This is a genomic window from Curtobacterium sp. MCBA15_009 (assembly GCF_001864895.1).
Taxonomy (GTDB): domain Bacteria; phylum Actinomycetota; class Actinomycetes; order Actinomycetales; family Microbacteriaceae; genus Curtobacterium.
Genome location: NZ_MJGO01000041.1, coordinates 22,335 through 43,611, shown reverse-complemented (window position 1 = coordinate 43,611; position 21,277 = coordinate 22,335). Strand labels below are relative to the sequence as shown.

Genomic DNA, 21,277 nt, shown 5'->3' with positions numbered 1-21,277 from the left:
CTGTCGCCACCGACAACGCCGTCCGGACGGACGGCCGTACCCCACGAGGTCACACGAATGCTTGCCTTCATCGCGAAGCGGATCGTCAACTACGTCATCCTGACGATCGTGGCGACCACCCTCGGCTACATCCTCGCCAGCACGACGCTCAACCCGGCGGCCCGGTTCCTCGGCCGCAACCCGGCGGTGCCGCAGGGCACGATCGACGCGTCGCTGCAGAAGCTCGGCGCCGATCCGGGGACCCCGCTGATCGTCCGCACCTGGGACTGGTGGGTCGGCCTCGTGACCCACGGTTCGCTCGGGCTCAGCACGCGCGGCACCGAGGTCACGGCCGACATCATCGCCCGGTCCGGCACGAGCCTGCGGCTGCTCGTGATCGGGAGCCTGCTCGGTGCGCTGCTCGGTGTGCTGCTCGGTGTCTGGAACGCCGTCCGGCAGTACCGCGCGTCGGACCAGGTGTCGACCTACCTGTCCTTCGCCGTCCTCGCGACGCCGACCTTCGTGATCGCCGTCGTGCTCATGATCCTGACGACCGCCCTGAACCAGGGCCTCGGCGTGCAGGCCATCCGGTTCACCGGTGAGTACACCCCGGGGGTGACCGGGTTCTTCCCGGTGCTCGGCGACCGGCTGGTGCACCTGTTGTTGCCGACGATCTCGTTGACGGTCGGCGCCGTCGCGTCGTACTCGCGCTACCAGCGCTCCGCGATGCTCGACGTGCTCTCGAACGACTTCATCCGGACCGCGCGTTCGAAGGGCCGCACGCGCGGGTCGGCCATCATGCGGCACGGTGTCCGCGTCGCGCTCATCCCGATGTCCACCTTCTTCGCCTACTCGTTCGGACTCATCCTGACCGGCGCGAGCATCACCGAGCTCGTGTTCAGCTGGCACGGCATGGGCGAGTACTTCATCACGAGCATCACCAACAACGACATCAACGCGGCGTCGGGCACGATCCTCTTCACGGCGATCCTCGTGCTCATCGCAGGGACCCTCGCGGACCTGCTGTACGCCGCGCTCGACCCGCGAGTGAGGGTGTGACCCATGTCCGTACTCGACCCCACGACCACGACCACCGCCGGTGACCCCGGCGACGGCTCGGCCGGCGAGCCGGCGCACGTCATCGAGGTGACGGGCGGGCGCACACCGCTCTGGCGCAAGGTCTTCCGCACCTGGCGGGCGCGGATCGGCGGCGGCGCCCTGCTGCTCATCCTGCTCTGGGCGTTCGTCGGCCCGCACCTGTACCACTGGAACGCCGTCGACTCCGACGGGCTCGCGTTCGGCATGCCGCCGAGCGCCGCGCACTGGTTCGGTACGAACGACATCGGCCAGGACATCTACGCGCAGACCCTGGTCGGCCTGCAGAAGTCGCTGCTCATCGGCCTCATCGCCGGTCCGGCCGCGACCCTGATCGCGGGCATCGTCGGTGCGATCGCGGGCTACTTCGGCGGGTTCATCGACCGCGCCCTCGTCTGGGGCATCGACCTGCTGCTCGTCATCCCGTCCTTCTACGCACTCGTGCTCCTCAGCCCGGTGTTCAAGAACCTCAGCTGGTTGGCGCTCATCATCGGCCTGGCGATCTTCGGCTGGATGATCATGGCCCGCGTGATCCGCGGACAGACGATGTCCCTGCGCGAACGCGACTACGTGAAAGCCGCCCGGTTCATGGGTGTGCCCTCGTTCACGATCATCCGCCGGCACATCCTGCCGAACGTCGCGTCGCTGCTCATCATCGACGCCACGCTCGGCGTCGGCGCGATGATCCTGGCGGAGAGCTCGCTGAGCTTCTTCGGCTTCGGCATCCAGGTGCCGGACGTGTCCCTCGGCACGCTCCTCGCCGCCGGCAGCCAGTCCGCCGTCACCCGCCCGTGGCTCTTCGTCCTGCCCGCCGCGACCCTCGTCGCGACCGTGCTCTCGACCAGCCTGCTCGGCGACGCCCTGCGCGACGCCATCGACCCGACCTCCGGAGCCAACCGTGACTGAGCCGCTGCTGACCGTCTCCGACCTCTCGGTCACGTTCAACCCGAAGACGAAGCCGGTCTACGCCGTCCGCGGGGTCGACTACTCGGTGGCCCCCGGCGAGTTCCTCGGCATCGTCGGCGAGTCCGGCTCCGGCAAGTCGGTGTCCTCGATGGCCGTGATGGGGCTGCTGCCCTCGTCCGCCCACGTCACCGGGAGCATCCGCTTCGACGGCCAGGAACTCCTCGGCCAGAACGACCGCGAGCTGTCCCGGCTGCGCGGTCGGGACATCGCCATGGTGTTCCAGGACCCGCTCTCGGCACTGACGCCCGTGTATACGATCGGTCAGCAGATCATCGAGGGTCTCCGTCTGCACGACCGCGCCCTCACGCAGCACGCCGCCCGCGTGCGCGCCGAGGAGCTGCTCCGCGTCGTCGGCATCCCGAACCCGGCCCGCCGGCTCGACGCATTCCCGCACGAGTTCTCCGGCGGCATGCGCCAGCGGGCGATGATCGCGATCGCCATCGCGAACGACCCGAAGCTCATCATCGCCGACGAGCCGACGACGGCACTCGACGTGACGATCCAGGCACAGGTCCTCGACGTCCTGCAGACCGCGAAGGACATGACCGGCGCCGCCGTCGTCCTCATCACGCACGACCTCGGCGTCGTCGCCGGCAACGCGGATCGCGTCGCCGTGATGTACGCGGGCCGGATCGTCGAGACCGCCCCGGTCGAACCGCTCTTCCGCGAGCCGGTCATGCCGTACACGATCGGGCTGCTCCGCTCGATGCCGAACATGACCGCGGCACGCACCGAACGGCTCGTCCCCCTCGAGGGGCGCCCGCCGCTGCTCACCGCCAAGCCGACCGGGTGCCCCTTCGCCGACCGCTGCCCCGCCGTCCTCGACGCCTGCCGCGAGGGCGAGCCCGCACTCGTCGCCCCGACGGTCCCCCAGAGCGGCGACAACCCCGTGCTCACCGGCGCCGTGCCCACGATCGGCAACGGCACCCTGCTCGACGAGCACACCGCCGCGTGCATCCGGCGCGACGAGATCGCCGCCGGCACCCTCGAGCGCTCGGAGATCTTCCCGCGCCCCGAGGACGTCCCCGAGTCGACCATCGACCACGGCGACGACGTCGTGCTCGAGCTCACCGACGTGGTGAAGACGTTCCCGCTCACGAAGGGCGCGCTCTTCCGCCGGCAGATCGGCGAGGTGCACGCCGTGGACGGCATCTCCCTCACCCTGAAGCGCGGTCAGGTCCTCGGCCTGGTCGGCGAGTCCGGCTGCGGCAAGACGACGACCATCATGGAGATCCTCGAGCTCGCCGGCGCCCAGCAGGGCACCATCCGGGTGAACGGGGTGGACACCGCGTCGCTGTCGAAGAGCGACCGTCGATCGCTCCGCAGCGACATCCAGGTCGTCTTCCAGGACCCGATGGCGTCGATCGACCCGCGCCTGGACATCGGTTCGGTGATCGGCGAACCGCTCACCGTGCACGGGGTGGCGAAGGACGAGATCCGTCGCCGGGTGCGCGAGGCCCTCGAGCTCGTCGGCCTCGAGCCGAGCTACATCGACCGGTACCCGCACGAGTTCTCCGGCGGGCAGCGCCAGCGCATCGGCATCGCCCGCGCGCTCATCGTCGAGCCGAAGATCCTCGTGCTCGACGAGCCGGTCTCCGCGCTCGACGTCTCCGTGCAGGCCGGCGTCATCAACCTGCTCGAGGACCTCAAGCACCGGCTCGGACTGTCCTACCTGTTCGTCGCGCACGACCTGTCCGTCGTGCGGCACATCGCCGACGACGTCGCCGTGATGTACCTCGGCCGCATCGTCGAGTACGGCGACGGCGACCGGGTGTTCTCGGACCCGCAGCACCCCTACACCCGTGCGCTGCTGTCCGCGGTGCCCGTGCCGGACCCGTCGGCCGAGGCAGCGCGCGGCCGGATCCTGCTCGAGGGCGACCTGCCCTCACCCACCGAACGCATCGACGGCTGCCGCTTCCGCACGCGCTGCCCGCTCTACCAGCTGCTCGACGAGGGCCGCCAGGAGCAGTGCCGCACCGTGGACCCGCGCCTGCAGGACGTGCACGGCCGCGGCGTCGCGTGCATCCAGACGGATCAGGAGCACCTGCTCACCGAGCGGGTCGGCGCCGTCGTCTGAGCGCTGGCACGGGGGTCCGGGCAGCGCACCCGACACCTTCTGCTCACGAAGCGGGGCGGCGGACGCAAGGTGCCGGACGGGAGGCCCGCCTCCCGCCCGCCGCATCGGATGCTGAGCAGAAGCGGTCGGGTCCGGGCCGTACACCCGACACCTCCTGCTCACGAAGCGGGGCAGTGGACGCGCGCGGGTGACGGACGGGAGGCCCGGTGCCAGCTGGCACCGGGCCTCCCGTCCGTCCGTGGTCGCGGAGGCGAGCGCCTCAGCTGCCCAGGGTCACGGCGAGCAGCGAGACCACCAGCAGGGCCAGCGCGACCGCGCCGGCCACGAGCGCCGGGCGGTCCCAGCCGCGGACGACGTCGCCACCGGCGGCGTCACGCCGCTCGGACCAGCGGTCGAGCAGGACGGTCATCTCGTCGGGCTGCCGGAGCACGGCGCGTTCGCCGCGCTTCGCCGGTTTCGGCCGAGGCAGCGACGGCCCGCCCCAGCACTGCACGCGACGGCCGGAGATCGTCTCGACGACGATCTGCCAGCGGAGCCGCACATCGGCGACCGCCGACCACGGCACCACCGTGCGCCGGAGCGGGTTGACGACCGTGACGGCCGCGTCGTCGATGCGGATGTGCGGGCGGTACGTCAGGACCCAGAGGACCCAGACGAGGAGGACGATCGGTCCGAGGGCACGGAGCACGACGTCCCAGCTTCCGCGGACGCCCGCGTCGACGAGCAGGAAGGCGCCCAGGACGGCGACGAGGCCGGCCGCCACCGCCCCCCCGCGACCACTGCGCAGGGTGACGGGGCGTCCGGCCTCGTTGGTGTCCAGGTGGATCAGCGTCCGAACTCGAACCCGGCGCCGGGGATGGCTGCCAGGAGGTCCTTCGTGTACTGCTCCTTCGGGTCGGCGAAGACCTCGTCGGTCGTCGCCTTCTCGACGATCTGCCCTCGGCGCATGACGCACACGTTGTCCGCGACGAGGCGGACGACCGCGAGGTCGTGCGTGATGAACAGGTACGTCAGCCCGAGCTCGGTCTGCAGTTCGGTGAGCAGGTCGAGGATCTGCCCCTGCACGAGCACGTCGAGTGCGGAGACGGCCTCGTCGAGGACGATGACGTCGGGCTTCAACGCGAGCGCACGGGCGACGGCGATGCGCTGCCGCTGCCCGCCCGAGAGCTCGTTCGGGTAGCGGTTCACCATCGACTTCGGCAGGGCGACCTGGTCGAGCAGCTCGAGCACCCGCGCGCGGCGGGACGCCTTGTCGCCGACCTTGTGCGTGGACAGCGGCTCCGCGATCGTGTTCCCGACGTTGTACATCGGGTCCAGCGAGCCGTACGGGTCCTGGAAGACGGGCTGCACGCGACGACGGAAGTCGAAGAGCGCCTTGCCCTTCAGCGCGCCGATGTCGGTGCCGTCGAACTGCACGGTGCCGCTCGTGATGCTCTCGAGCTGCAGGACGAGCTTCGCCACGGTCGACTTGCCCGAGCCCGACTCGCCGACGAGCGCCGTGGTGGTGCCCTTCGGGATCGCGAACGACACGTCGTCGACGGCCTTCAGCTCGCGCGACGCGAGGTTCTTGCCGCGGAGCTTGTAGACCTTCTGCAGGTTCTTCACCACGATGAGGTCCTCGGCCGGACGCTGCTCGCGCTCCTGTGCCCGGGCGATGAGCTCGGCGTCGTCGCTGCCGACGTCGGCGATCGAGATCTGCTCGTGCTGCACCTTCGACTGGATGCGACGGCTGGCCAGCGACGGAGCCGCCGCGACGAGGCGCTGCGTGTACGGGTGCTGCGGGTTGGCGAGGATCTCCTTGGAGGGACCCGCCTCGACGACCTGGCCCTTGTACATCACGACGAGCTTCTCGGCGCGCTCGGCGGCGAGGCCGAGGTCGTGCGTGATGAACAGCACGCTCGTGCCGTAGTCGCGCGTCAGGGTCTCGAGGTGGTCGAGGATGACGCGCTGCACGGTGACGTCGAGCGCACTCGTCGGCTCGTCGGCGATGAGCAGCTGCGGGCGGCTCGACAGACCGATGCCGATGAGCACGCGCTGCCGCATGCCGCCGGAGAACTCGTGCGGGTACTGCTTGAGGCGGCTCGCGGCATCGCCGAGGCCCGCCTCCTTCAGCACCTCGATGGCACGCTCCCGGACGGCCTTCTTGCCGGTGGCCTGCCCGTTCGCGCGGATGGCCTCTTCGACCTGGAAGCCGATCGACCACAGCGGGTTGAGGTTCGACATCGGGTCCTGCGGGACGTAGCCGATCTCCTTCCCGCGGATCTCCGACATCTCCTTGTCGTTCAGCCCGACGAGCTCGCGCCCGTTGAACTTGATCGACCCGCCGGTCACCTGACCGGTGCCGGGCAGGAGCTTGATGATCGCCTGGGCGCTGGTCGACTTGCCCGAACCGGACTCGCCGACGATGGCCAGGCGCTCGCCCTGCTCGAGGGTGAGGTTGACGCCGCGCACGGCCTGGACGAGGCCGCTCTGCGTCCGGAAGCCGACCTGCAGGTCGGTGATCTCGAGGAGCGGAGCGCCCTCGGCGCCGGCGCGCCGGGTGCTGGGATCGGTGAGCGTTCCGGTCATCGACGGGCCCTCGCCTTCGGGTCGAGTGCGTCGCGGACCACGTCGCCGAGGAGCAGGAACGCGAGCACGGTGATGGACAGGGCGGCCGACGGCCAGAAGATCGTCGACGGCGTCGTGCGGATCGACGTCTGCGCGGTGCCGATGTCGAGACCCCAGCTGAGCGCCGAGGTCGGCAGCCCGATGCCGAGGAACGACAGGGTCGCCTCGGCCACGATGAACGTGCCGAGCGAGACGGTCGCGACGACGATGACCGGCGCGAGTGCGTTCGGGATGACGTGGCGGACGAGCGTGGTGAACCGGCCGACGCCGAGCGCGGCCGAGGCCATCACGTAGTCGGACTGCTTCGCACTGAGCACGGCACCGCGCATGATGCGGGCGATCTGCGGCCAGGCGAACGCCGCGAGCACCAGGGCCACCGTGATGGCGTTCCGGGCCGGGATCACCGACATGATGACGATCGCGCCGAGGATGGTCGGGATCGAGAAGAAGATGTCCGCGATGCGGGACACGATCGTGTCGATCCAGCCGCCGTAGAAACCGGCGATGGCACCGACGACGATGCCGACGATCGAGACCAGCAGCGTCGCGACGAGACCGACGATGACCGAGTTCCGGGCGCCCCAGATGGTGCGCGAGAACACGTCGTAGCCCTGGCGGTTGTAGCCGAGGATGTGCCCGGGCTCCGGGCCCTCGTTGCTCTTCGCCAGGGTCGCGGCGCGCGGGTCGACGTGCGTGAACAGCCCGGGGAAGACCGCCACGACGAGGACGAGCAGGATGAGGATCGCGGACACCCAGAACATCGGTCGGGTGCGCATCGCGTCCCAGGCGTCGGTCCAGGTGGAGCGGGTCTTCTCGTCCTCGTTGACCTGGTCGACCGCCTGGAGCGGGGTCTCCTCGATCGGGGCGACGTAGTGCGTCGCCGAACGGGGTGCGGCGTTACTTGGCATAGCGGATCCTCGGGTCCAGGACGGCGTAGAGCAGGTCGACCAGGAGGTTGGCGAGCATGAAGATGATGACCATCACGGCGACGAACGACACGACCGTGGGGCCCTCGCCGAGCTTGACGGCGCGGAAGACCGTGCCGCCGACACCGTTGATGTTGAAGATTCCCTCGGTGACGACCGCACCGACCATCAGGCTGCCGATGTCGACGCCCAGGTAGGTCACCACGGGGATGAGCGAGTTGCGGAAGATGTGCACCCCGATCACCCGGCGCCGCGGCAGGCCCTTGGCCGTCGCGGTGCGGACGAAGTCGGCGCTCGTGTTCTCGGCGACGCTCGCCCGGGTCAGGCGGACGATGTACGCGAAGGACACCGACGCCAGCACGATCGCGGGCAGGACCAGCTCGGACCACGGCGCGTCACCGGACACGGTCACGCGGAACAGGCCGAGGTTGATGCCGAGCACGTACTGCAGCAGGAAGCCGACGACGAAGGTCGGCACCGAGATGAGCAGCAGGCTCACGACGAGCGCGGTGGCGTCGAACAGCTTGCCCTTGCGGAGGCCGGCGATGACACCGACGACGATGCCGGCGACCGACTCGAAGACGAGCGCCAGGATCGCCAGGCGAGCCGTGATCGGGAACGCCTGGGCGAGCTGCGAGCTGACCGGCAGACCCGAGTACGTCAGGCCGAGGTCGCCGCGGAAGACGCCGCCGATCCAGAGCAGGTACTGCACCAGGAAGGGCTTGTCGAGGTTGTACTGCTGGCGCAGCTGCTCGATCACCTGCGGCGACGGCTGTCGGTCGCCGAACAGCGCGGCGATCGGGTCGCCGGGCAGCGAGAAGACCATGAAGTAGATGAGGAACGTGGCCCCGAAGAACACGGGGATGAGTTGCAGGAGGCGCTTGCCGAGGTACCAGAGCATCAGATCCCTGCCCGGTCCGGAGCGATGTCGATCAGGTTCATGTCGTGTGGGGTGGACGGTCCGAGGGTCGGCACGGGTGTCCGGTGCGGGCGACGGCGCCCGCGTTGTGGGGGAAGGTGTTGCCGCCGAGGTACGGGGGTTCGGAGACCTGTGTGGTCCCCGAACCCCCGTCCGGTGGTCGCGGAGCAGGATACCTGCTCCGCGTTCGGTCTCGAGGAGACCTAGATCAGTTCTTGACCTCGATGTCGTAGTACAGCGGCACCGAGTTCCAGCCGAACTTGACGTTCGACACGTTGTCGGCGTTCCAGACACCGGTCACGTTGGAGTACCAGAGCGGGATCTCCGGCAGGTCCTGGAACAGGAGCTCCTGAGCCTGGTCGAAGACCTTGTTGCCCTCTTCGACGGTCGCGGACGAACGGCCCTTGGCGAGCAGCTCGTTGTACTCCTTGGAGTCGTAGCGCGCGTAGTTGCTCGACGAGCCCTCACCCATGGTCGGGCCGAGGAAGTTGTACAGCGACGGGTAGTCCGCCTGCCAACCGGTGCGGCTGCCGCCCTTGAGCTTGTCGTTCGTCTGGATGTCCAGCGCTTCCTGGAACGTCGGGATCGCGTTGCCCTCGGCCTTGATGCCCAGCGTGCTGGCGATCGAGTTCGTGACCGCGGTCACCCATGCCTCGTGGCCGCCGTCAGCGTTGTACGAGATGGTGAGGGTGTCGTTGTACGGCGAGATCTCGTCGGCCTGCTTCCAGAGCTTCTTCGCCTCGTCGGCGTTGTAGTCCAGGACGTCCGAGCCCTCGAGGTCGCCGTTCCAGCCGGCGATGACCGGGGACGTGAAGTCCTTGGCCGGGGTGCGGGTGCCGTCGAAGATCTTGTCGGTGATCTCCTTGCGGTTGATGGCCATCGAGACGGCCTCGCGGCGGAGCTTGCCTTCCTCGCCCTTCCAGTGGTCGAGGTAGTAGGGCAGGTAGATGCCCTGGAAGATCGCGGCCGGCTGGTTGACGTTCGAGTCCGGGAAGTCGGACTTGTACGTCTGGAAGGCGCTGTCCGGCACGGCGTCGAGGACGTCGAGGTTGCCGCCCTGCGCGTCGGCGTAGGCGGTGTCCTGCGAGGTGTAGAACGTGATCGTCAGACCACCGTTCTTCGGCTTGCGCTTGCCCTCGTAGTCCTTGTTGGTGACCAGCTTGATCGACTGGTTGTGGGTCCAGGCGGACTTGCCGTCGAGCTTGTACGGGCCGTTGCCGATCGGGTTCTCACCGAAGGCCTTGGTGTCGTCGTAGAAGGCCGAGGGCAGCGGCACGAAGGCCGTGTAGCCGAGCGACAGCGGGAAGTCCGACTGCGCCGACTTCAGCGTGACGGTGAACTCGTCGTCGTCCACGACCTTGAGGCCGGTGAGCTCCGAGTCCTTCTCGGCGTTGAACCCCTCGATGTTCTCGAAGAAGTAGCTCGCGCTCTGCTTGTTGGAGTACTGGGCAGCCCAGTCCCACGCCTTCGTGAAGGACTCCGCGGTGACCTTCTCGCCGTTCGTGAACGTGTAGTTCGTGTTCAGCGTGATGTCGAAGGTCTTCGAGTCATCGGTGTCGATGCTCTTCGCGACCTCGTTGACCGGCTTGCCGTCGGCGTCGTACGAGACGAGGCCCTCGAAGAGCGAGTCGATGATCTTGCCGCCACCGGTCTCGGTGGTGTTCGACGGGATGAGGGGGTTCTGCGGCTCGCTGCCGTTGGTGGTGACGATGCCCGACGCGTTCGCCGCCCCGGAGCCACCTCCGTTGTTGTTGTTGCTGGAGCAGGCGGTCAGGGCGAGTGCTGTGGCCCCGAGCACGGCGAGGGCTGCGAGCCCGGCGCGCTTCTTGATCAAGGTTCCTCCTGGTGCATGGGACGCGCAGGGCACAGCGGTGTCGCCCGGCGCGTTTGACCCTTGCACTGTAGGCAAGGACGGGAGGACCCTCCAAACCCTGGGGCGATCGGTTACAAGCCGGTAACCAACTTGCACGATCGTTGCGGGAGGATGCAAGATTCGCGCGCCCGTCGGGAGCAACCGCGACTTTGTTGCATCTGCATCGACATCGTTGCGCTCCAGCACCACCTTGTGCAAGCGACACCTGTCCGGGAACGGCCCACCGGCGGGGAGTCGGCCAGCCCCGACCGTACTCCCCCGGACGCGGTCATGCCCCGCCCGGAGTGGTCCGGACGGGGCACGACACGGTCAGGCGACACCGGTCAGGCGAAGGCCTCGATCGGCGGGCAGGCGCACACCAGGTTGCGGTCGCCGTAGGCCTGGTCGATGCGCCGCACCGGCGGCCAGTACTTCCGTCCGCTGATGCCGGGCAGCGGGTAGACGGCCTGCTCGCGGGTGTAGGCGTGGGTCCACTCCCCCGAGATGACCGACGACGCCGTGTGCGGGGCGTGCACGAGCGGGTTGTCGTCCGCCGGCCACTCGCCGCGCTCCACGGCAGCGGCCTCGGCCCGGATGGCGAGCATCGCGTCGACGAAGCGGTCCAGCTCGGCGAGGTCCTCGCTCTCCGTGGGCTCGACCATGAGCGTGCCCGCCACCGGGAACGACATCGTCGGGGCGTGGAAGCCGTAGTCGACGAGCCGCTTCGCGACGTCGTCCACCGTGATGCCCGTCGTGTCGCGCAGCGGGCGCAGGTCGAGGATGCACTCGTGCGCCACGAGCCCGTTCTCGCCCGTGTAGAGCACGGGGAACGCGTCGCGCAGCCGGGCCGCGATGTAGTTCGCCCCGAGCACGGCCGCCTCGGTCGCACGGGCGAGCCCCTCGAGTCCCATCATCCGCACGTAGGTCCAGGTGATGGGCAGGATGCTCGGGCTGCCGTACGGCGCCGCGCTGACCGGGCCTCCGGCGTGTGCCAGGCGGTCGTCGGCCTCGGCTCCGGTCGAGCCGGACCGCCGGTCGGCCTGCTGCGCGAACGGGTGCCCCGGCAGGTAGGGCGCGAGGTGCGCCTTCGCCGCGACCGGACCGACACCGGGCCCGCCGCCGCCGTGCGGGATGCAGAAGGTCTTGTGCAGGTTGAGGTGCGACACGTCGCCGCCGAAGTCCCCGAACCGCGCGTGCCCGAGCAGCGCGTTGAGGTTCGCACCGTCGACGTACACCTGGCCGCCGGCGTCGTGCACGGCGTCGCAGACCTCGCGGATGTCGTGCTCGTACACACCGTGCGTCGACGGGTACGTGATCATGAGCGCCGCGAGCTGCTCCCCGTGCTGCGCGGTCTTGGCGCGCAGGTCCTCGAGGTCGACGTTGCCGTTCTCGTCGCACGCGACCACGACGACCTTCATGCCGGCGAGGACGGCGGACGCGGCGTTCGTGCCGTGCGCGCTCGACGGGATGAGGCAGACGGTGCGGGCGGCGTCGCCGTTCGCCAGGTGGTACCCGCGGATGGCGAGGAGGCCGGCGAGCTCGCCCTGGCTGCCGGCGTTCGGCTGCAGCGACACCGTGTCGTACCCGGTGACCTCGGCGAGCCAGGACTCGAGGTCGCCGATCATGTCGAGGTACCCCTCGACGTCCTCACGCGGTGCGAACGGGTGGATGTTCGCGAACTCCGGCCAGGTCACGGCGACCATCTCGGTCGCCGCGTTGAGCTTCATCGTGCAGCTGCCGAGCGGGATCATGCCGCGGTCGAGCGCGTAGTCCTTGTCCGCCAGGTGCTTGAGGTACCGCATCATGCGGGTCTCGCTGCGGTGCGCGCTGAACACCGGGTGCGTCAGGTACTCGCTCGCGCGCTCCAGCCCGGTCGGGAGGCCCGTGGCCGCGTCGCGCACGGCGGTCTCGGTCGCGGGGACGGTCGCGTCCACCGCCCCGAACACACCGGCGAGGGCGACGACGTCGTCCGGCGTGGTCGTCTCGTCGACGGACAGCTGGAACGTGTCGGTGTCCACCACGTGCAGCAGGTAGCCGGCACGCTGGGCGTCGGCGACGATCGCCTCGGCGCGGCCGTCGGCACGCAGGGTCAGCGTGTCGAAGAAGGCGGCGTGCACGACCTGCACGCCGGCGTCACGGGCGACCGCGGCGAGCGCGGACGTCGTGCGGGCGACGCGGTGCGCGATGAAGCGCAGGCCCTCGGGCCCGTGGTAGACCGCGTACATCGAGGCCATCACGGCGAGCAGGACCTGCGCCGTGCAGATGTTGCTCGTCGCCTTCTCGCGACGGATGTGCTGCTCGCGGGTCTGCAGGCTGAGGCGGTAGGCCATCGCGCCGTCGGCGTCGAAGGACACCCCGACCAGGCGACCGGGCAGCTGGCGCTCGAGCCCGGCGCGGACGGCGAGGTACCCGGCGTGCGGGCCGCCGAAGCCGAGCGGGACGCCGAAGCGCTGGCTCGTACCGACGGCGACGTCGGCGCCGAGGTCGCCGGGGCTGGCGAGCAGCGTCATCGCGAGCAGGTCGGCGGCGACGACGGCGATGCCGCCACCGGCGTGGACGCGCTCGATCACCGACGAGGGGTCGACGACGCGGCCGGAGGCACCCGGGTACTGCACGATGACGCCGAAGGCGCCCTCGAGCTGCTCGTCGGACGGGCCGGCGTCGACCGCGAAGGTGCGGAGCTCGATGCCGACGGCGTCCGCGCGGTGGTCGAGCAGCGCGCGGGTCTGCGGCAGCAGGTCGGCGTCGACGAGGAACGCGTCGCCCTTGACCTTCGAGGCGCGGCGGGCGAGGAGCATGCCCTCGACCACGGCGGTGCCCTCGTCGAGCATCGAGGCACCGGCGGTGGCCATGCCGGTCAGGTCCGACACCATGGTCTGGAAGTTGATGAGCGCCTCGAGCCGACCCTGCGAGATCTCGGGCTGGTACGGCGTGTAGGCCGTGTACCAGCTCGGGTTCTCGAGCACGTTGCGCTGGATCACCGCGGGGGTGTGCGTGCCGTGGTAGCCGAGACCGATCATGGCGCGGCGGACCGTGTTGCGGCCGGCCTTCGCACGGAGCTCGGCGAGCGCCTCGGTCTCGCCGACGGCGGCCGGGATCACCGAGTCGGTGACCGGACCGACGTGGATCGACTCCGGGATCGCGGCCCGGACCAGGGCGTCGAGCGAGGACTGCCCGACGGCCTCGAGCATGGTCTGCTGGTCGGCCGGGGTGGTGCCGATGTGGCGGTCGGCGAAGGACGTCTGGAGGTTCTCGGACGCGGTCATGCGATGGAGGCCCGGTACGCGTCGTGGTCCATGAGGTCCTCGGGGAAGGACGTGCCCTCGACCTTGATCTTCACGAGCCAGCCGGTGCCGAACGGGTCGTGGTTGACGGTGTCCGGGGCGTCGACGACGGCGTCGTTGATCGCGACGACCTCGCCCTCGATCGGTGCGAACAGTTCGCCGACGCTCTTGGTCGACTCGATCTCGCCGATCTGCTCGCCGGCGGTGGTCGCCGTGCCGACGGCGGGGAGCTCGACGAAGACGACGTCCCCCAGCTGCTCGGCGGCGTGGTCGGTGATGCCGACGGTGACGGTGTCGCCCTCGACGAGCAGCCACTCGTGGTCGGCGGTGTACTGCAGTGCGGTCTGGTCGGTCATGGCTTCAGCCTTTCGTGGCGCGGCGGTAGAAGGGGAACGCGGTGACGGCGCTGGGGATGGCCGTACCGCGGACGTCGATGTGCAGGACCTGTCCCCCGTCGGACACCGCGGCGAGCGCGGCCGGGTCGACGTAGGCCATGGCGACGGGGTGCCCGAGCGTCGGCGAGAGCGCCCCGGAGGTGACGGTGCCGACGACCGTGCCGTCGAGCACGACGTCGTACCCGGCGCGGGGTGCGCGGCGACCCTCGGTCACCAGGCCGGTGAGCACGCGGGCGTCCTCGGCGGGGGTCACCCCGGCGGCACCGACGAAGTCGCCGTCCTTCGCCACGACCCGGCCGAGCCCGGCCTGTGCCGGACGGACGTCGGTGCCGAGCTCGTGCCCGTAGAGCGGCATGCCGGCCTCGAGGCGCAGGGTGTCGCGTGCTGCCAGCCCGGCGGGGACGACACCACGGTCGGCACCGGCCTCGAGCAGGGCGTCCCACAGGGTGCCGGCGACCGTCGGGTCGACGTACAGCTCGAAGCCGTCCTCGCCGGTGTACCCGGTGCGGGCGACGAGGACCTCGGCGCCGTCGAACAGCGCGTGCAGGGCGCGGTAGTAGCCGAGCTCGTCGAGCGGGGTCTCCGGCTGCAGGCGGTCGGCGACCACGAGGGCGTCGAGCGTGCCGGCGGCGGCGGGGCCCTGGATCGCGACGAGCGCGGTGGTGTCGGAGTCGTCGGAGACCTCGACGTCGAACCCGCTGCTGCGCTCCTGCAACGCCGCGACCGCGACGTCGCGGTTCGACGCGTTGGCGACGACGAGGAAGACGTCCGTGTCCGTGCGGTACACGACGAGGTCGTCGAGGATCCCGCCGTCGTCCGCGAGCAGGAGCGAGTACTTCGCGCGGCCGACCGGCATCGCGCCGAAGGAGCCGGCGAGCGCGTGGTCGAGGAACGCGACCGCCTCGGGGCCGGTCACCCCGACCTCGGCCATGTGCGACAGGTCGAACACGCCGGCGGCCGAGCGCACCGCGTGGTGCTCGGCGAGGTCGGACGAGTACCGGACGGGCATGCGGTAGCCGGCGAAGTCGGTGAACGTGGCACCGGCGGCTTCGTGCGCGGCTTCGAGCGGTGAGGATCGCAACGGGGACGGACTCATGGCGGAGTTCTCCTGGCATCGACAGGACCCGGCGACGATCGCCGGGTGGAACTCCCCCTCTGTCATGGGCCTGAGAGTTTCACCGCGGCCCGTGAGGTCCGGCGGCTTTCACCGTGGGCGAGACGACCGAGCGTCTGCTTTTCAGAGTGGCCTGTCCGCTGCGGTGTGGGACCTGAGAGATTGACGGGGGGATTGCTCCTTCGGTGCCGTGCGTGCGCCCGAGGGCACGGCGTGCCCGGGGGCACGTGCACGGCGTCTCCCGCGACGGATGAGCGGCCGGTGTGTTCAGTTGTCCGCCGACGAGCATAGCGAGGCCGCGTTACGGGCGTGTGTCGGGGCCGGGCCTTCGACATCTCGTAGAATGCGGGGATGGCCGGACAACGATCGCGCCCCCGTGGGCAGCTGGAGCAGGCGGTGCTCGACGCGCTCCGCTCCGCCGATGCCGGGCTCACCGCACGCCAGGTGCTCGACGCGTTCCCGGAGCCCCGCCCCGCGCTGACGACCGTCCTCACCGTGCTCGACCGGCTCGGGCGCAAGGGCCAGGTGGAACGGGAGCAGCACGACGACGCTCCCCTGACCTTCCGTGCCGTGCACAGCCGCGACGAGCAGACCGCCTCGCTCATGTCGAGTGCGCTCGCCGCCTCGTCCGACCGCGAGGCCGCACTGCTGCGCTTCACGGGTTCGCTCGCCTCCGACGACCTCGAGGCCCTGCGCCGCGCGCTCGACGCCCGCGCCCGCTCCTGACCGGCACTGCACCGTGGTCGTCACCGGCATCGTGCTCGTCGTCCTCGCCCTGCTGGTCGTCGTGTTCGCGCCGCGGGTGCTGACCCGGTCCGCCTGGACGATCGACCGGCCGCGGACCGCCCTGGTGTGCTGGTCCGTCGCCGTCCTGCTCGGCGTGGTCGGCTTCGTCGTCGGCATCGCCCTCGTCGTGGTCGCGGACCGTCCGGTCACCGACCTCCTGGGCGGAGACGGGTCGCCCACCCACGGCTTCAACGTCGGCGTCGCCGTGCTCGCGGTGCTCGCGTTCGTCGTCGCGGTCCGGGTGCGCCCCGGCCCCGAACACGAGGCCGTCCGTCGGGCGATGCGCTCCGGTGTCGCGCCGCACCGCGAGATCGACGGCACGCCCGTCGCCGTGGTCGAGGCGGACCACGCACTGGCGTGCGCCGTGCCCGGTCGGAGCGGTGGCGTGCTCGTCAGCACCGGCTTGGCAGACCGGTTGCGCACGGACGAACTGGAGGCCGTGGTCGCCCACGAACGCGCCCACCTGACCCAGCACCACGCGATCGCGGTCGGGGTCGCCGAATCGATCGAGCGTGCGGTCCCGTGGGTGCCGGGCGCGCGCGCCATGGCGCGCTCGACGCGCGTGCTCGTCGAGTTCGCAGCCGACGACGCCGCGGCCCGTCGCGTCGGACGCGACGCCCTGCGCCGGGCGGTGCTGGTGGCGGACGGGACGGGTGCGCTCGGGGCGATCCGCGCCTCCCGCCTGTCCTGACCGAGCGCCACCGCGGGCGATCCGAGACAGCACCCACACCGACGCGCCCGTCCTGACCGAGCGCCACCACAGGCGATCCGAGACAGCACCCACACCGACGCGCCCGTCCTGACCGAGCGCCACCGCAGGCGATCCGAGACAGCACCCACACCGACGCGCCCGTCCTGAGCAGCGCGCTGTCGGGGGCGAGGCATACAGTGGTCGCACCGTGAAGCCACTGACCGAAGCCGACATCCGATCGTCGTTCGTGAACGCCACCCCCGACGAGCTCGCGCAGCTGCCGATCCCCGGCCTGCACGAGATGCTCTGGGACGAACGCGAGTTCCTGGGCTGGCGTGACCCGCAGGCCGCTCGCCGCGGCTACATCGTCTCCTGGATCGACGACCGCCCCGTCGGGATCGTCGTCCGCTCGGCCGGTGGGTCGTTGCGCGCCGGCATCGCCGCGATGTGCTCGTTCTGCCACTCCCCGCAGCCGGCCACCCAGGTGCGCCTCTTCTCGGCGGCACGTGCCGGCGAGTCCGGCCGGAACGGGAACACCATCGGCTCGTACATCTGCGAGGACCTCGGCTGCTCGATGCTCATCCGCACCGCGCCGCCGCACCTCAACCCGCCCGCGACGATCGCGATGCGCGGTGAGGCCCTGCTCCAGCGGGTGCAGAACTTCACCGCCGACATCATGAAGACGGCCTGAGCCGGATCGGCACCGTGGCCGCGTGAGCCGCTTCGGCACCGCCCGCTGGGCCGTCGTCGAGGAACTCGGTGACGGCCGCTGGCGGCTGACCCTGCGCGACGAGGCCGACGACGAGCTCGGGGCGTTCGGCCTCGGCGTCGAGGGGCCGTGGGACCCGGACGTCGAGCCGCACTTCGGCTTCGTCCTCGTGCAGCTCGGGCTCACGCTGCGGGGCGCGCGGCCGTGGTCCGTCGACGAGCTCGGCGACCATCGTGCGCCGGTGCTCGCGCTCGGCTGACCCGTCCGCTGCTGCTCTCGAGTGGGAGACCCGGCGTCCGACCCGGCGTCTCCTGCTCAGTCGGCGTCGACGAAGTTGCGCAGGATCTCGCGGTCGTCGTCGGCGCGCATCGCCCACGACAGTTCGCTGCGGTGCTCGCTCCCCCGCAGGGGCAGCAGCGCGACCGTGTCCGGCGCGGCGAGCGCAGCGCTCTCCGGCAGGACGGTCACGCCGAGGCCGGCACCGACCAGGTGCAGGACGGTCGCCCAGGTGGTGGCCTCCTGCACGACGACGGGCCGTCGACCCCCGGCGGTGACCGGGGCGAGGTTCCGCTCGGTGGCGAGCGAGCCCGCCGCGGCCGGGAAGAACACGAAGGGGTCGTCGACGAGCTCGGTCCCCCGGATCGCCGTCCGCCCGGCGAGGCGGTGGTCGCGCGGGACGGCCGCCAGGAACGCCTCGGTGCGGAACGGCAACAGCCGGACGGCGGGGTCGGGGTCCGCGTCGCGGACGACGGCGAGGTCGAGTTCGCCGCGGACGATGCGGGCGAGCAGGGTCGACGAGTACCCCTCGGTCAGCTCGACGCGCACCGACGGGTACCGCGCCCGGAAGGCCTGCACCCGCTCGATCGGCCCGAGCGGCAACGCCGACACCACGAAGCCGAGGTCGAGCCGCCCGGCCTCGCCGCGGCCGACCCGGACCGTCTCGTCGAGGTCCCGGCGTGCCTGCTCGACGAGCGACCGTGCCCGTCCGTGCAGCACCCGCCCCGCCGCCGTGAGCGCGACGCTCCGGCTCGTGCGGACGAAGAGGTCGACGCCGAGTGCACGCTCGGTGCGTCGGATCTGCTGGGACAGGGCCGGCTGCGCGACGTGCAGCCGGTCGGCCGCCCGCCCGAAGTGCAGCTCGTCGGCGACGGCCAGGAACGCACGGAGCTGGCGGAGGTCGACGTCCGGGTCGTGATCCATGCACCCAGCGTATCGATCCGACGGAACGAGTATTGGACGCGACTCCATGCTCGGTGGAGGATCAGGACATGACCGAAGCGACCCCCACCGTCACCATCACCGACCTCGCGAGCCCCGCCGACGCGGAGGCGTTCCGCGTGCTCAACGAGGACTGGGTCACGCGCCACTTCACCCTCGAGGACGCGGACCGTGCGATCCTCGCCGACCCGGTCGGCCACGTGGTCGAGCCCGGCGGCGCGGTGTTCGTCGCTCGTCTCGACGACGAGGTCGTCGGGTGCATCGGCATCGCCCCGACCGCACCCGGTGTCTTCGAGCTCGTCAAGATGGCCGTCTCCCCCGAGCACCAAGGGCACGGGCTCGGCCGTCGCCTCATCGCCGCGGCCCTCGACCGCGCTCGTGCGCTCGGGGCGCACCGGGTCGACCTCGAGAGCAACGCGAAGCTCGCCAGCGCGGTCCACCTGTACGAGGCGTTCGGCTTCCGGCACCTGCGCGCCGACGAGGTCGCCCCGAGCCCGTACGCCCGCGCCGACGTGCACATGACCCTCGCCCTCGACTGACGCCTCCACACCACGATCGCCGGAACGCTGACCACGGGACGCCCGCGGTCGATAGCGTCCAGGAGATGCACATCACCGAGCGCGCCGACACGCACCTGGACCCCCTGGTCGAGGTGCTCTGGCGCGTGCACCTCGGTGGGTACCCGGCGTCCTGGCCCGAGGACCCGGCCGCGTGGCTCTGCCCCGACGGGTCGCTCGGCGCCTGGGTCGCCGTCGACGACGACGACCTCGTCATCGGCCACGTCGGACTCGCGGTGCCCGAACCCGGCCGGATGCCCACGGTGACACGGCTGTTCGTCGAACCGGACCGCCGCGGCGCCGGTGTCGCCGACGCCCTGCTCGAGGCCGCCGAACGCGCCTGCCCCGGCACGCACGTGCGGCTCGACGTCACCGAGGAGACCCCGGCCGCCTGGCGCCTCTACGAGCGGCACGGCTGGCGGCTCACCGGCCGCGGTCCCGCCGACTGGTGCAAGCCGACCGGCGAGGTCCCCACGATGCGCTACTACGCGAAGCGCGTCGGCTGACCGGTACGCTCGCGGCATGGCGACCTACGAGGTGCAGGCGGTCCGCGAGCGCGGCGCGTGGCAGGTGTTCATCGACGGCTTCATGGTGACCGAGGTGTCCCGCTGGCCCTCCGTCGGGTTCGTGGCCCGTGAGCTCCTGGCGATGGACCGCGACGACGAGCTGCACATCAGCGTCGTCGGGCGCAACCAGTACGTCGCCTGACCGCCGCGCCTCTCCCGCGTCTCTGCGCTCCGCGCGGCTCCGCGCAGCTCCGCGCAGCTCCGCGCAGCTCCGCGAGTGAGCAGAAGACGTCGAGTGCGCGCCGCAGACCCGACTCCTCCTGCTCACTCGATGCCGGCGGCAGCCACGAAGCGCCCGTTCTCACGCGACGTGCCAGACCAGCCCCTCCTGCGTGCTCGACGGGTACGCCGACGCGATCCGGAACACGGCCTCGCGCAGGGTCTCCGGTGAGCACGCCAGGTTGAGCCGCACGAAGCCGCGGCCCTGCGCCCCGAAGCCGAGCCCCGAGTTGAGGGCGACGTACGCGTGCTCCCGGATCGGCACCGCCGGGTCGTCGCCGAGTCCGATCCCCCGGAAGTCGAGCCAGGCCAGGTAGCCGGCGCGCGGCCGCGTGTAGACGACCCCGGGCAGGTGCTCCGCCAGCAGCTTGGCGAGCAGCCGGTCGTTCGCGACGATCCGGGCGACGACGTCGTCGAGCCAGTCCGTCGCCAGGGTGAACGCCGCCAGGTTGGCGTGCAGCCCGAGGATGCTCGTCCGGCACGCCACTTCCTCCCACAGGGTGTCGAGCAGGGCCGCGGTCCGGGCGTCGCCGGCGACGATGACCGAGCACTTCACCCCGGCGAGGTTCCACCCCTTGCTCGCCGAGGTCACGCACACGCTCCGCGCACCGAGCGGCTCGGCGACCATCGCGAACGGCGTGAACTGCACACCGGGGTGGGTCAACGGCGCGTGGATCTCGTCGCTGATGACGAGGACGTCGTACTTCGCGGCCAGTTCGGCGATCGCGACGAGGTCGGCGCGGTCGTGCACGAGGCCGACGGGGTTGTGCGGGTTGCAGAGCAGGAAGACGCCGACCCCGCCGGCGAACGCGCGCTCGAGGCCCTCGAGGTCGAGCCGGTACCGCCCCCACTGCTCGAGCAGCGGGACCTCCTCGACCTGACATCGCGCCTCGTCGACGAGTTCGAAGAACGGCGGGTACACGGGCGGCGTGATCGCCACCCGGCCGCCGTCGGGCAGCGCGAGCCGCAGCGACTCGACGATCCCGACGCTGACGTCGGTCGCCAGGTGGATGCGGGTCGGGTCGACCTCCCAGCCCCAGCGGTCGAGCGCGAACTGCGCGAACGCGGGAGCGAGCGGCCCGGGGCCGTCGAGGTACCCGAGGTCGGACTGCGAGACCCGTTCGATCAGCGCCTGCCGGATCGCCGGCGCGACGTCGTGGTCCATCTCCGCGACGAACAGCGGCAGCACGTCGGGCGCGTACCGCGTCCACTTGATGCTCGTGCGCACCCCACGGAGCGTCCCGACCGGGTCCTGCTCGTCGTTCGCCATGCGTCCCAGCATGCATCGGACACCAGGCCCGGCGCGACTCCGGCCGT

General features: G+C 70.9%; 20 protein-coding genes and 2 riboswitches. Of the genes, 10 read left to right on the top strand and 10 right to left on the bottom strand.

Translation table 11 applies throughout. The annotated features are described in order from the left end of the window. Nucleotides 1-57: 57 nt before the first annotated feature. Genes BIU97_RS15980 through BIU97_RS15970 form a run of 3 tightly spaced genes read left to right on the top strand, consistent with a single transcriptional unit; the run spans nucleotide 58 to nucleotide 4,117 of the window. Nucleotides 58-1,038, top strand: a complete 981-nt coding sequence (locus BIU97_RS15980; protein ID WP_071263395.1) for an ABC transporter permease — start codon at nucleotides 58-60, stop codon at nucleotides 1,036-1,038. A gap of 3 nt (nucleotides 1,039-1,041) precedes the next feature. Then, complete coding sequence (locus tag BIU97_RS15975) at nucleotides 1,042-1,980, top strand: ABC transporter permease (RefSeq protein ID WP_083404931.1); 939 nt, start codon at nucleotides 1,042-1,044, stop codon at nucleotides 1,978-1,980. Next, nucleotides 1,973-4,117 carry an ABC transporter ATP-binding protein gene (locus BIU97_RS15970; protein ID WP_071263404.1) on the top strand — a complete coding sequence of 715 codons (2,145 nt, stop codon included), beginning with the start codon at nucleotides 1,973-1,975 and terminating at the stop codon, nucleotides 4,115-4,117. Before BIU97_RS15975 ends, BIU97_RS15970 begins: the two co-directional genes overlap by 8 nt. A gap of 259 nt (nucleotides 4,118-4,376) precedes the next feature. On the opposite strand, the gene BIU97_RS15965 is transcribed toward BIU97_RS15970, so the two are convergent. From BIU97_RS15965 to gcvT, 8 genes are all read right to left on the bottom strand, one after another. Next, nucleotides 4,377-4,880, bottom strand: coding sequence for a PH domain-containing protein (locus tag BIU97_RS15965; protein WP_071298150.1), 504 nt, complete (start codon nucleotides 4,878-4,880; stop codon nucleotides 4,377-4,379). Nucleotides 4,881-4,942: 62 nt separating this feature from the next. Beyond that, nucleotides 4,943-6,685 carry a dipeptide ABC transporter ATP-binding protein gene (locus BIU97_RS15960; protein WP_071298149.1) on the bottom strand — a complete coding sequence of 581 codons (1,743 nt, stop codon included), beginning with the start codon at nucleotides 6,683-6,685 and terminating at the stop codon, nucleotides 4,943-4,945. Continuing rightward, nucleotides 6,682-7,632, bottom strand: a complete 951-nt coding sequence (locus BIU97_RS15955; RefSeq protein WP_071263411.1) for an ABC transporter permease — start codon at nucleotides 7,630-7,632, stop codon at nucleotides 6,682-6,684. Before BIU97_RS15955 ends, BIU97_RS15960 begins: the two co-directional genes overlap by 4 nt. After that, entirely contained in the window at nucleotides 7,622-8,551 is a 930-nt protein-coding gene (locus BIU97_RS15950; protein WP_071263431.1) for an ABC transporter permease, read from the bottom strand. Before BIU97_RS15950 ends, BIU97_RS15955 begins: the two co-directional genes overlap by 11 nt. Nucleotides 8,552-8,777: 226 nt before the next feature. After that, nucleotides 8,778-10,403 carry a peptide ABC transporter substrate-binding protein gene (locus BIU97_RS15945; RefSeq protein WP_071263434.1) on the bottom strand — a complete coding sequence of 542 codons (1,626 nt, stop codon included), beginning with the start codon at nucleotides 10,401-10,403 and terminating at the stop codon, nucleotides 8,778-8,780. A gap of 362 nt (nucleotides 10,404-10,765) precedes the next feature. Further along, nucleotides 10,766-13,687: an aminomethyl-transferring glycine dehydrogenase gene (gene gcvP, locus BIU97_RS15940; protein WP_071298148.1), complete on the bottom strand. Its 2,922-nt coding sequence runs from the start codon at nucleotides 13,685-13,687 to the stop codon at nucleotides 10,766-10,768. Then, nucleotides 13,684-14,061, bottom strand: coding sequence for a glycine cleavage system protein GcvH (gene gcvH / locus BIU97_RS15935; RefSeq protein ID WP_071263446.1), 378 nt, complete (start codon nucleotides 14,059-14,061; stop codon nucleotides 13,684-13,686). The genes gcvP and gcvH overlap by 4 nt, the downstream gene beginning before the upstream one ends. Before the next feature lie 4 nt (nucleotides 14,062-14,065). Next, nucleotides 14,066-15,196: a glycine cleavage system aminomethyltransferase GcvT gene (gcvT, locus tag BIU97_RS15930; RefSeq protein WP_071263448.1), complete on the bottom strand. Its 1,131-nt coding sequence runs from the start codon at nucleotides 15,194-15,196 to the stop codon at nucleotides 14,066-14,068. Nucleotides 15,197-15,245: 49 nt separating this feature from the next. After that, a riboswitch (glycine riboswitch) is annotated at nucleotides 15,246-15,347 on the bottom strand. Next, nucleotides 15,348-15,468, bottom strand: a riboswitch (glycine riboswitch). Nucleotides 15,469-15,565: 97 nt separating this feature from the next. On the opposite strand from gcvT, the gene BIU97_RS15925 reads away from it, so the two are divergent. The 4 genes from BIU97_RS15925 (at nucleotide 15,566) to BIU97_RS15910 (ending at nucleotide 17,659) form a co-directional block, all read left to right on the top strand. Beyond that, entirely contained in the window at nucleotides 15,566-15,940 is a 375-nt protein-coding gene (locus BIU97_RS15925; protein WP_071263450.1) for a BlaI/MecI/CopY family transcriptional regulator, read from the top strand. A gap of 13 nt (nucleotides 15,941-15,953) precedes the next feature. Continuing rightward, nucleotides 15,954-16,691, top strand: coding sequence for a M56 family metallopeptidase (locus BIU97_RS18290; RefSeq protein ID WP_071263452.1), 738 nt, complete (start codon nucleotides 15,954-15,956; stop codon nucleotides 16,689-16,691). Nucleotides 16,692-16,899: 208 nt separating this feature from the next. Continuing rightward, nucleotides 16,900-17,382, top strand: a complete 483-nt coding sequence (locus BIU97_RS15915; protein WP_071263454.1) for an FBP domain-containing protein — start codon at nucleotides 16,900-16,902, stop codon at nucleotides 17,380-17,382. Between the two features lie 22 nt (nucleotides 17,383-17,404). Further along, entirely contained in the window at nucleotides 17,405-17,659 is a 255-nt protein-coding gene (locus tag BIU97_RS15910; protein WP_071298147.1) for a hypothetical protein, read from the top strand. Between the two features lie 56 nt (nucleotides 17,660-17,715). Here the strand turns inward: BIU97_RS15910 and BIU97_RS15905 are convergent, their stop codons facing one another. Continuing rightward, a complete protein-coding gene (locus BIU97_RS15905) occupies nucleotides 17,716-18,600 on the bottom strand; it encodes a LysR substrate-binding domain-containing protein (protein WP_071298146.1) in 885 nt (294 codons plus the stop codon). Between the two features lie 68 nt (nucleotides 18,601-18,668). Between BIU97_RS15905 and BIU97_RS15900 the strand changes: the two genes are divergently transcribed. The 3 genes from BIU97_RS15900 (at nucleotide 18,669) to BIU97_RS15890 (ending at nucleotide 19,883) form a co-directional block, all read left to right on the top strand. Continuing rightward, a complete protein-coding gene (locus BIU97_RS15900) occupies nucleotides 18,669-19,157 on the top strand; it encodes a GNAT family N-acetyltransferase (RefSeq protein ID WP_071263469.1) in 489 nt (162 codons plus the stop codon). Between the two features lie 65 nt (nucleotides 19,158-19,222). Continuing rightward, nucleotides 19,223-19,681, top strand: a complete 459-nt coding sequence (locus tag BIU97_RS15895; protein WP_071263471.1) for a GNAT family N-acetyltransferase — start codon at nucleotides 19,223-19,225, stop codon at nucleotides 19,679-19,681. A gap of 16 nt (nucleotides 19,682-19,697) precedes the next feature. Beyond that, nucleotides 19,698-19,883 carry a hypothetical protein gene (locus tag BIU97_RS15890; RefSeq protein ID WP_071263473.1) on the top strand — a complete coding sequence of 62 codons (186 nt, stop codon included), beginning with the start codon at nucleotides 19,698-19,700 and terminating at the stop codon, nucleotides 19,881-19,883. Nucleotides 19,884-20,042: 159 nt separating this feature from the next. Here BIU97_RS15890 and BIU97_RS15885 read toward each other — a convergent pair whose 3' ends face one another. After that, a complete protein-coding gene (locus BIU97_RS15885; protein WP_071263648.1) occupies nucleotides 20,043-21,230 on the bottom strand; it encodes a MalY/PatB family protein in 1,188 nt (395 codons plus the stop codon). Nucleotides 21,231-21,277: the final 47 nt, after the last annotated feature.

Coding starts and splice junctions, on each gene's coding strand:
- BIU97_RS15980 (WP_071263395.1), top strand. CDS start 58: ATGCTTGCCTTCATCGCGAAGCGGATCGTCAACTACGTCATCCTGACG.
- BIU97_RS15975 (WP_083404931.1), top strand. CDS start 1,042: ATGTCCGTACTCGACCCCACGACCACGACCACCGCCGGTGACCCCGGC.
- BIU97_RS15960 (WP_071298149.1), bottom strand. CDS start 6,685: ATGACCGGAACGCTCACCGATCCCAGCACCCGGCGCGCCGGCGCCGAG.
- BIU97_RS15955 (WP_071263411.1), bottom strand. CDS start 7,632: ATGCCAAGTAACGCCGCACCCCGTTCGGCGACGCACTACGTCGCCCCG.
- BIU97_RS15950 (WP_071263431.1), bottom strand. CDS start 8,551: ATGCTCTGGTACCTCGGCAAGCGCCTCCTGCAACTCATCCCCGTGTTC.
- gcvP (WP_071298148.1), bottom strand. CDS start 13,687: ATGACCGCGTCCGAGAACCTCCAGACGTCCTTCGCCGACCGCCACATC.
- gcvH (WP_071263446.1), bottom strand. CDS start 14,061: ATGACCGACCAGACCGCACTGCAGTACACCGCCGACCACGAGTGGCTG.
- gcvT (WP_071263448.1), bottom strand. CDS start 15,196: ATGAGTCCGTCCCCGTTGCGATCCTCACCGCTCGAAGCCGCGCACGAA.
- BIU97_RS15925 (WP_071263450.1), top strand. CDS start 15,566: ATGGCCGGACAACGATCGCGCCCCCGTGGGCAGCTGGAGCAGGCGGTG.
- BIU97_RS15905 (WP_071298146.1), bottom strand. CDS start 18,600: ATGGATCACGACCCGGACGTCGACCTCCGCCAGCTCCGTGCGTTCCTG.
- BIU97_RS15900 (WP_071263469.1), top strand. CDS start 18,669: ATGACCGAAGCGACCCCCACCGTCACCATCACCGACCTCGCGAGCCCC.
- BIU97_RS15895 (WP_071263471.1), top strand. CDS start 19,223: ATGCACATCACCGAGCGCGCCGACACGCACCTGGACCCCCTGGTCGAG.
- BIU97_RS15890 (WP_071263473.1), top strand. CDS start 19,698: ATGGCGACCTACGAGGTGCAGGCGGTCCGCGAGCGCGGCGCGTGGCAG.
- BIU97_RS15885 (WP_071263648.1), bottom strand. CDS start 21,230: ATGGCGAACGACGAGCAGGACCCGGTCGGGACGCTCCGTGGGGTGCGC.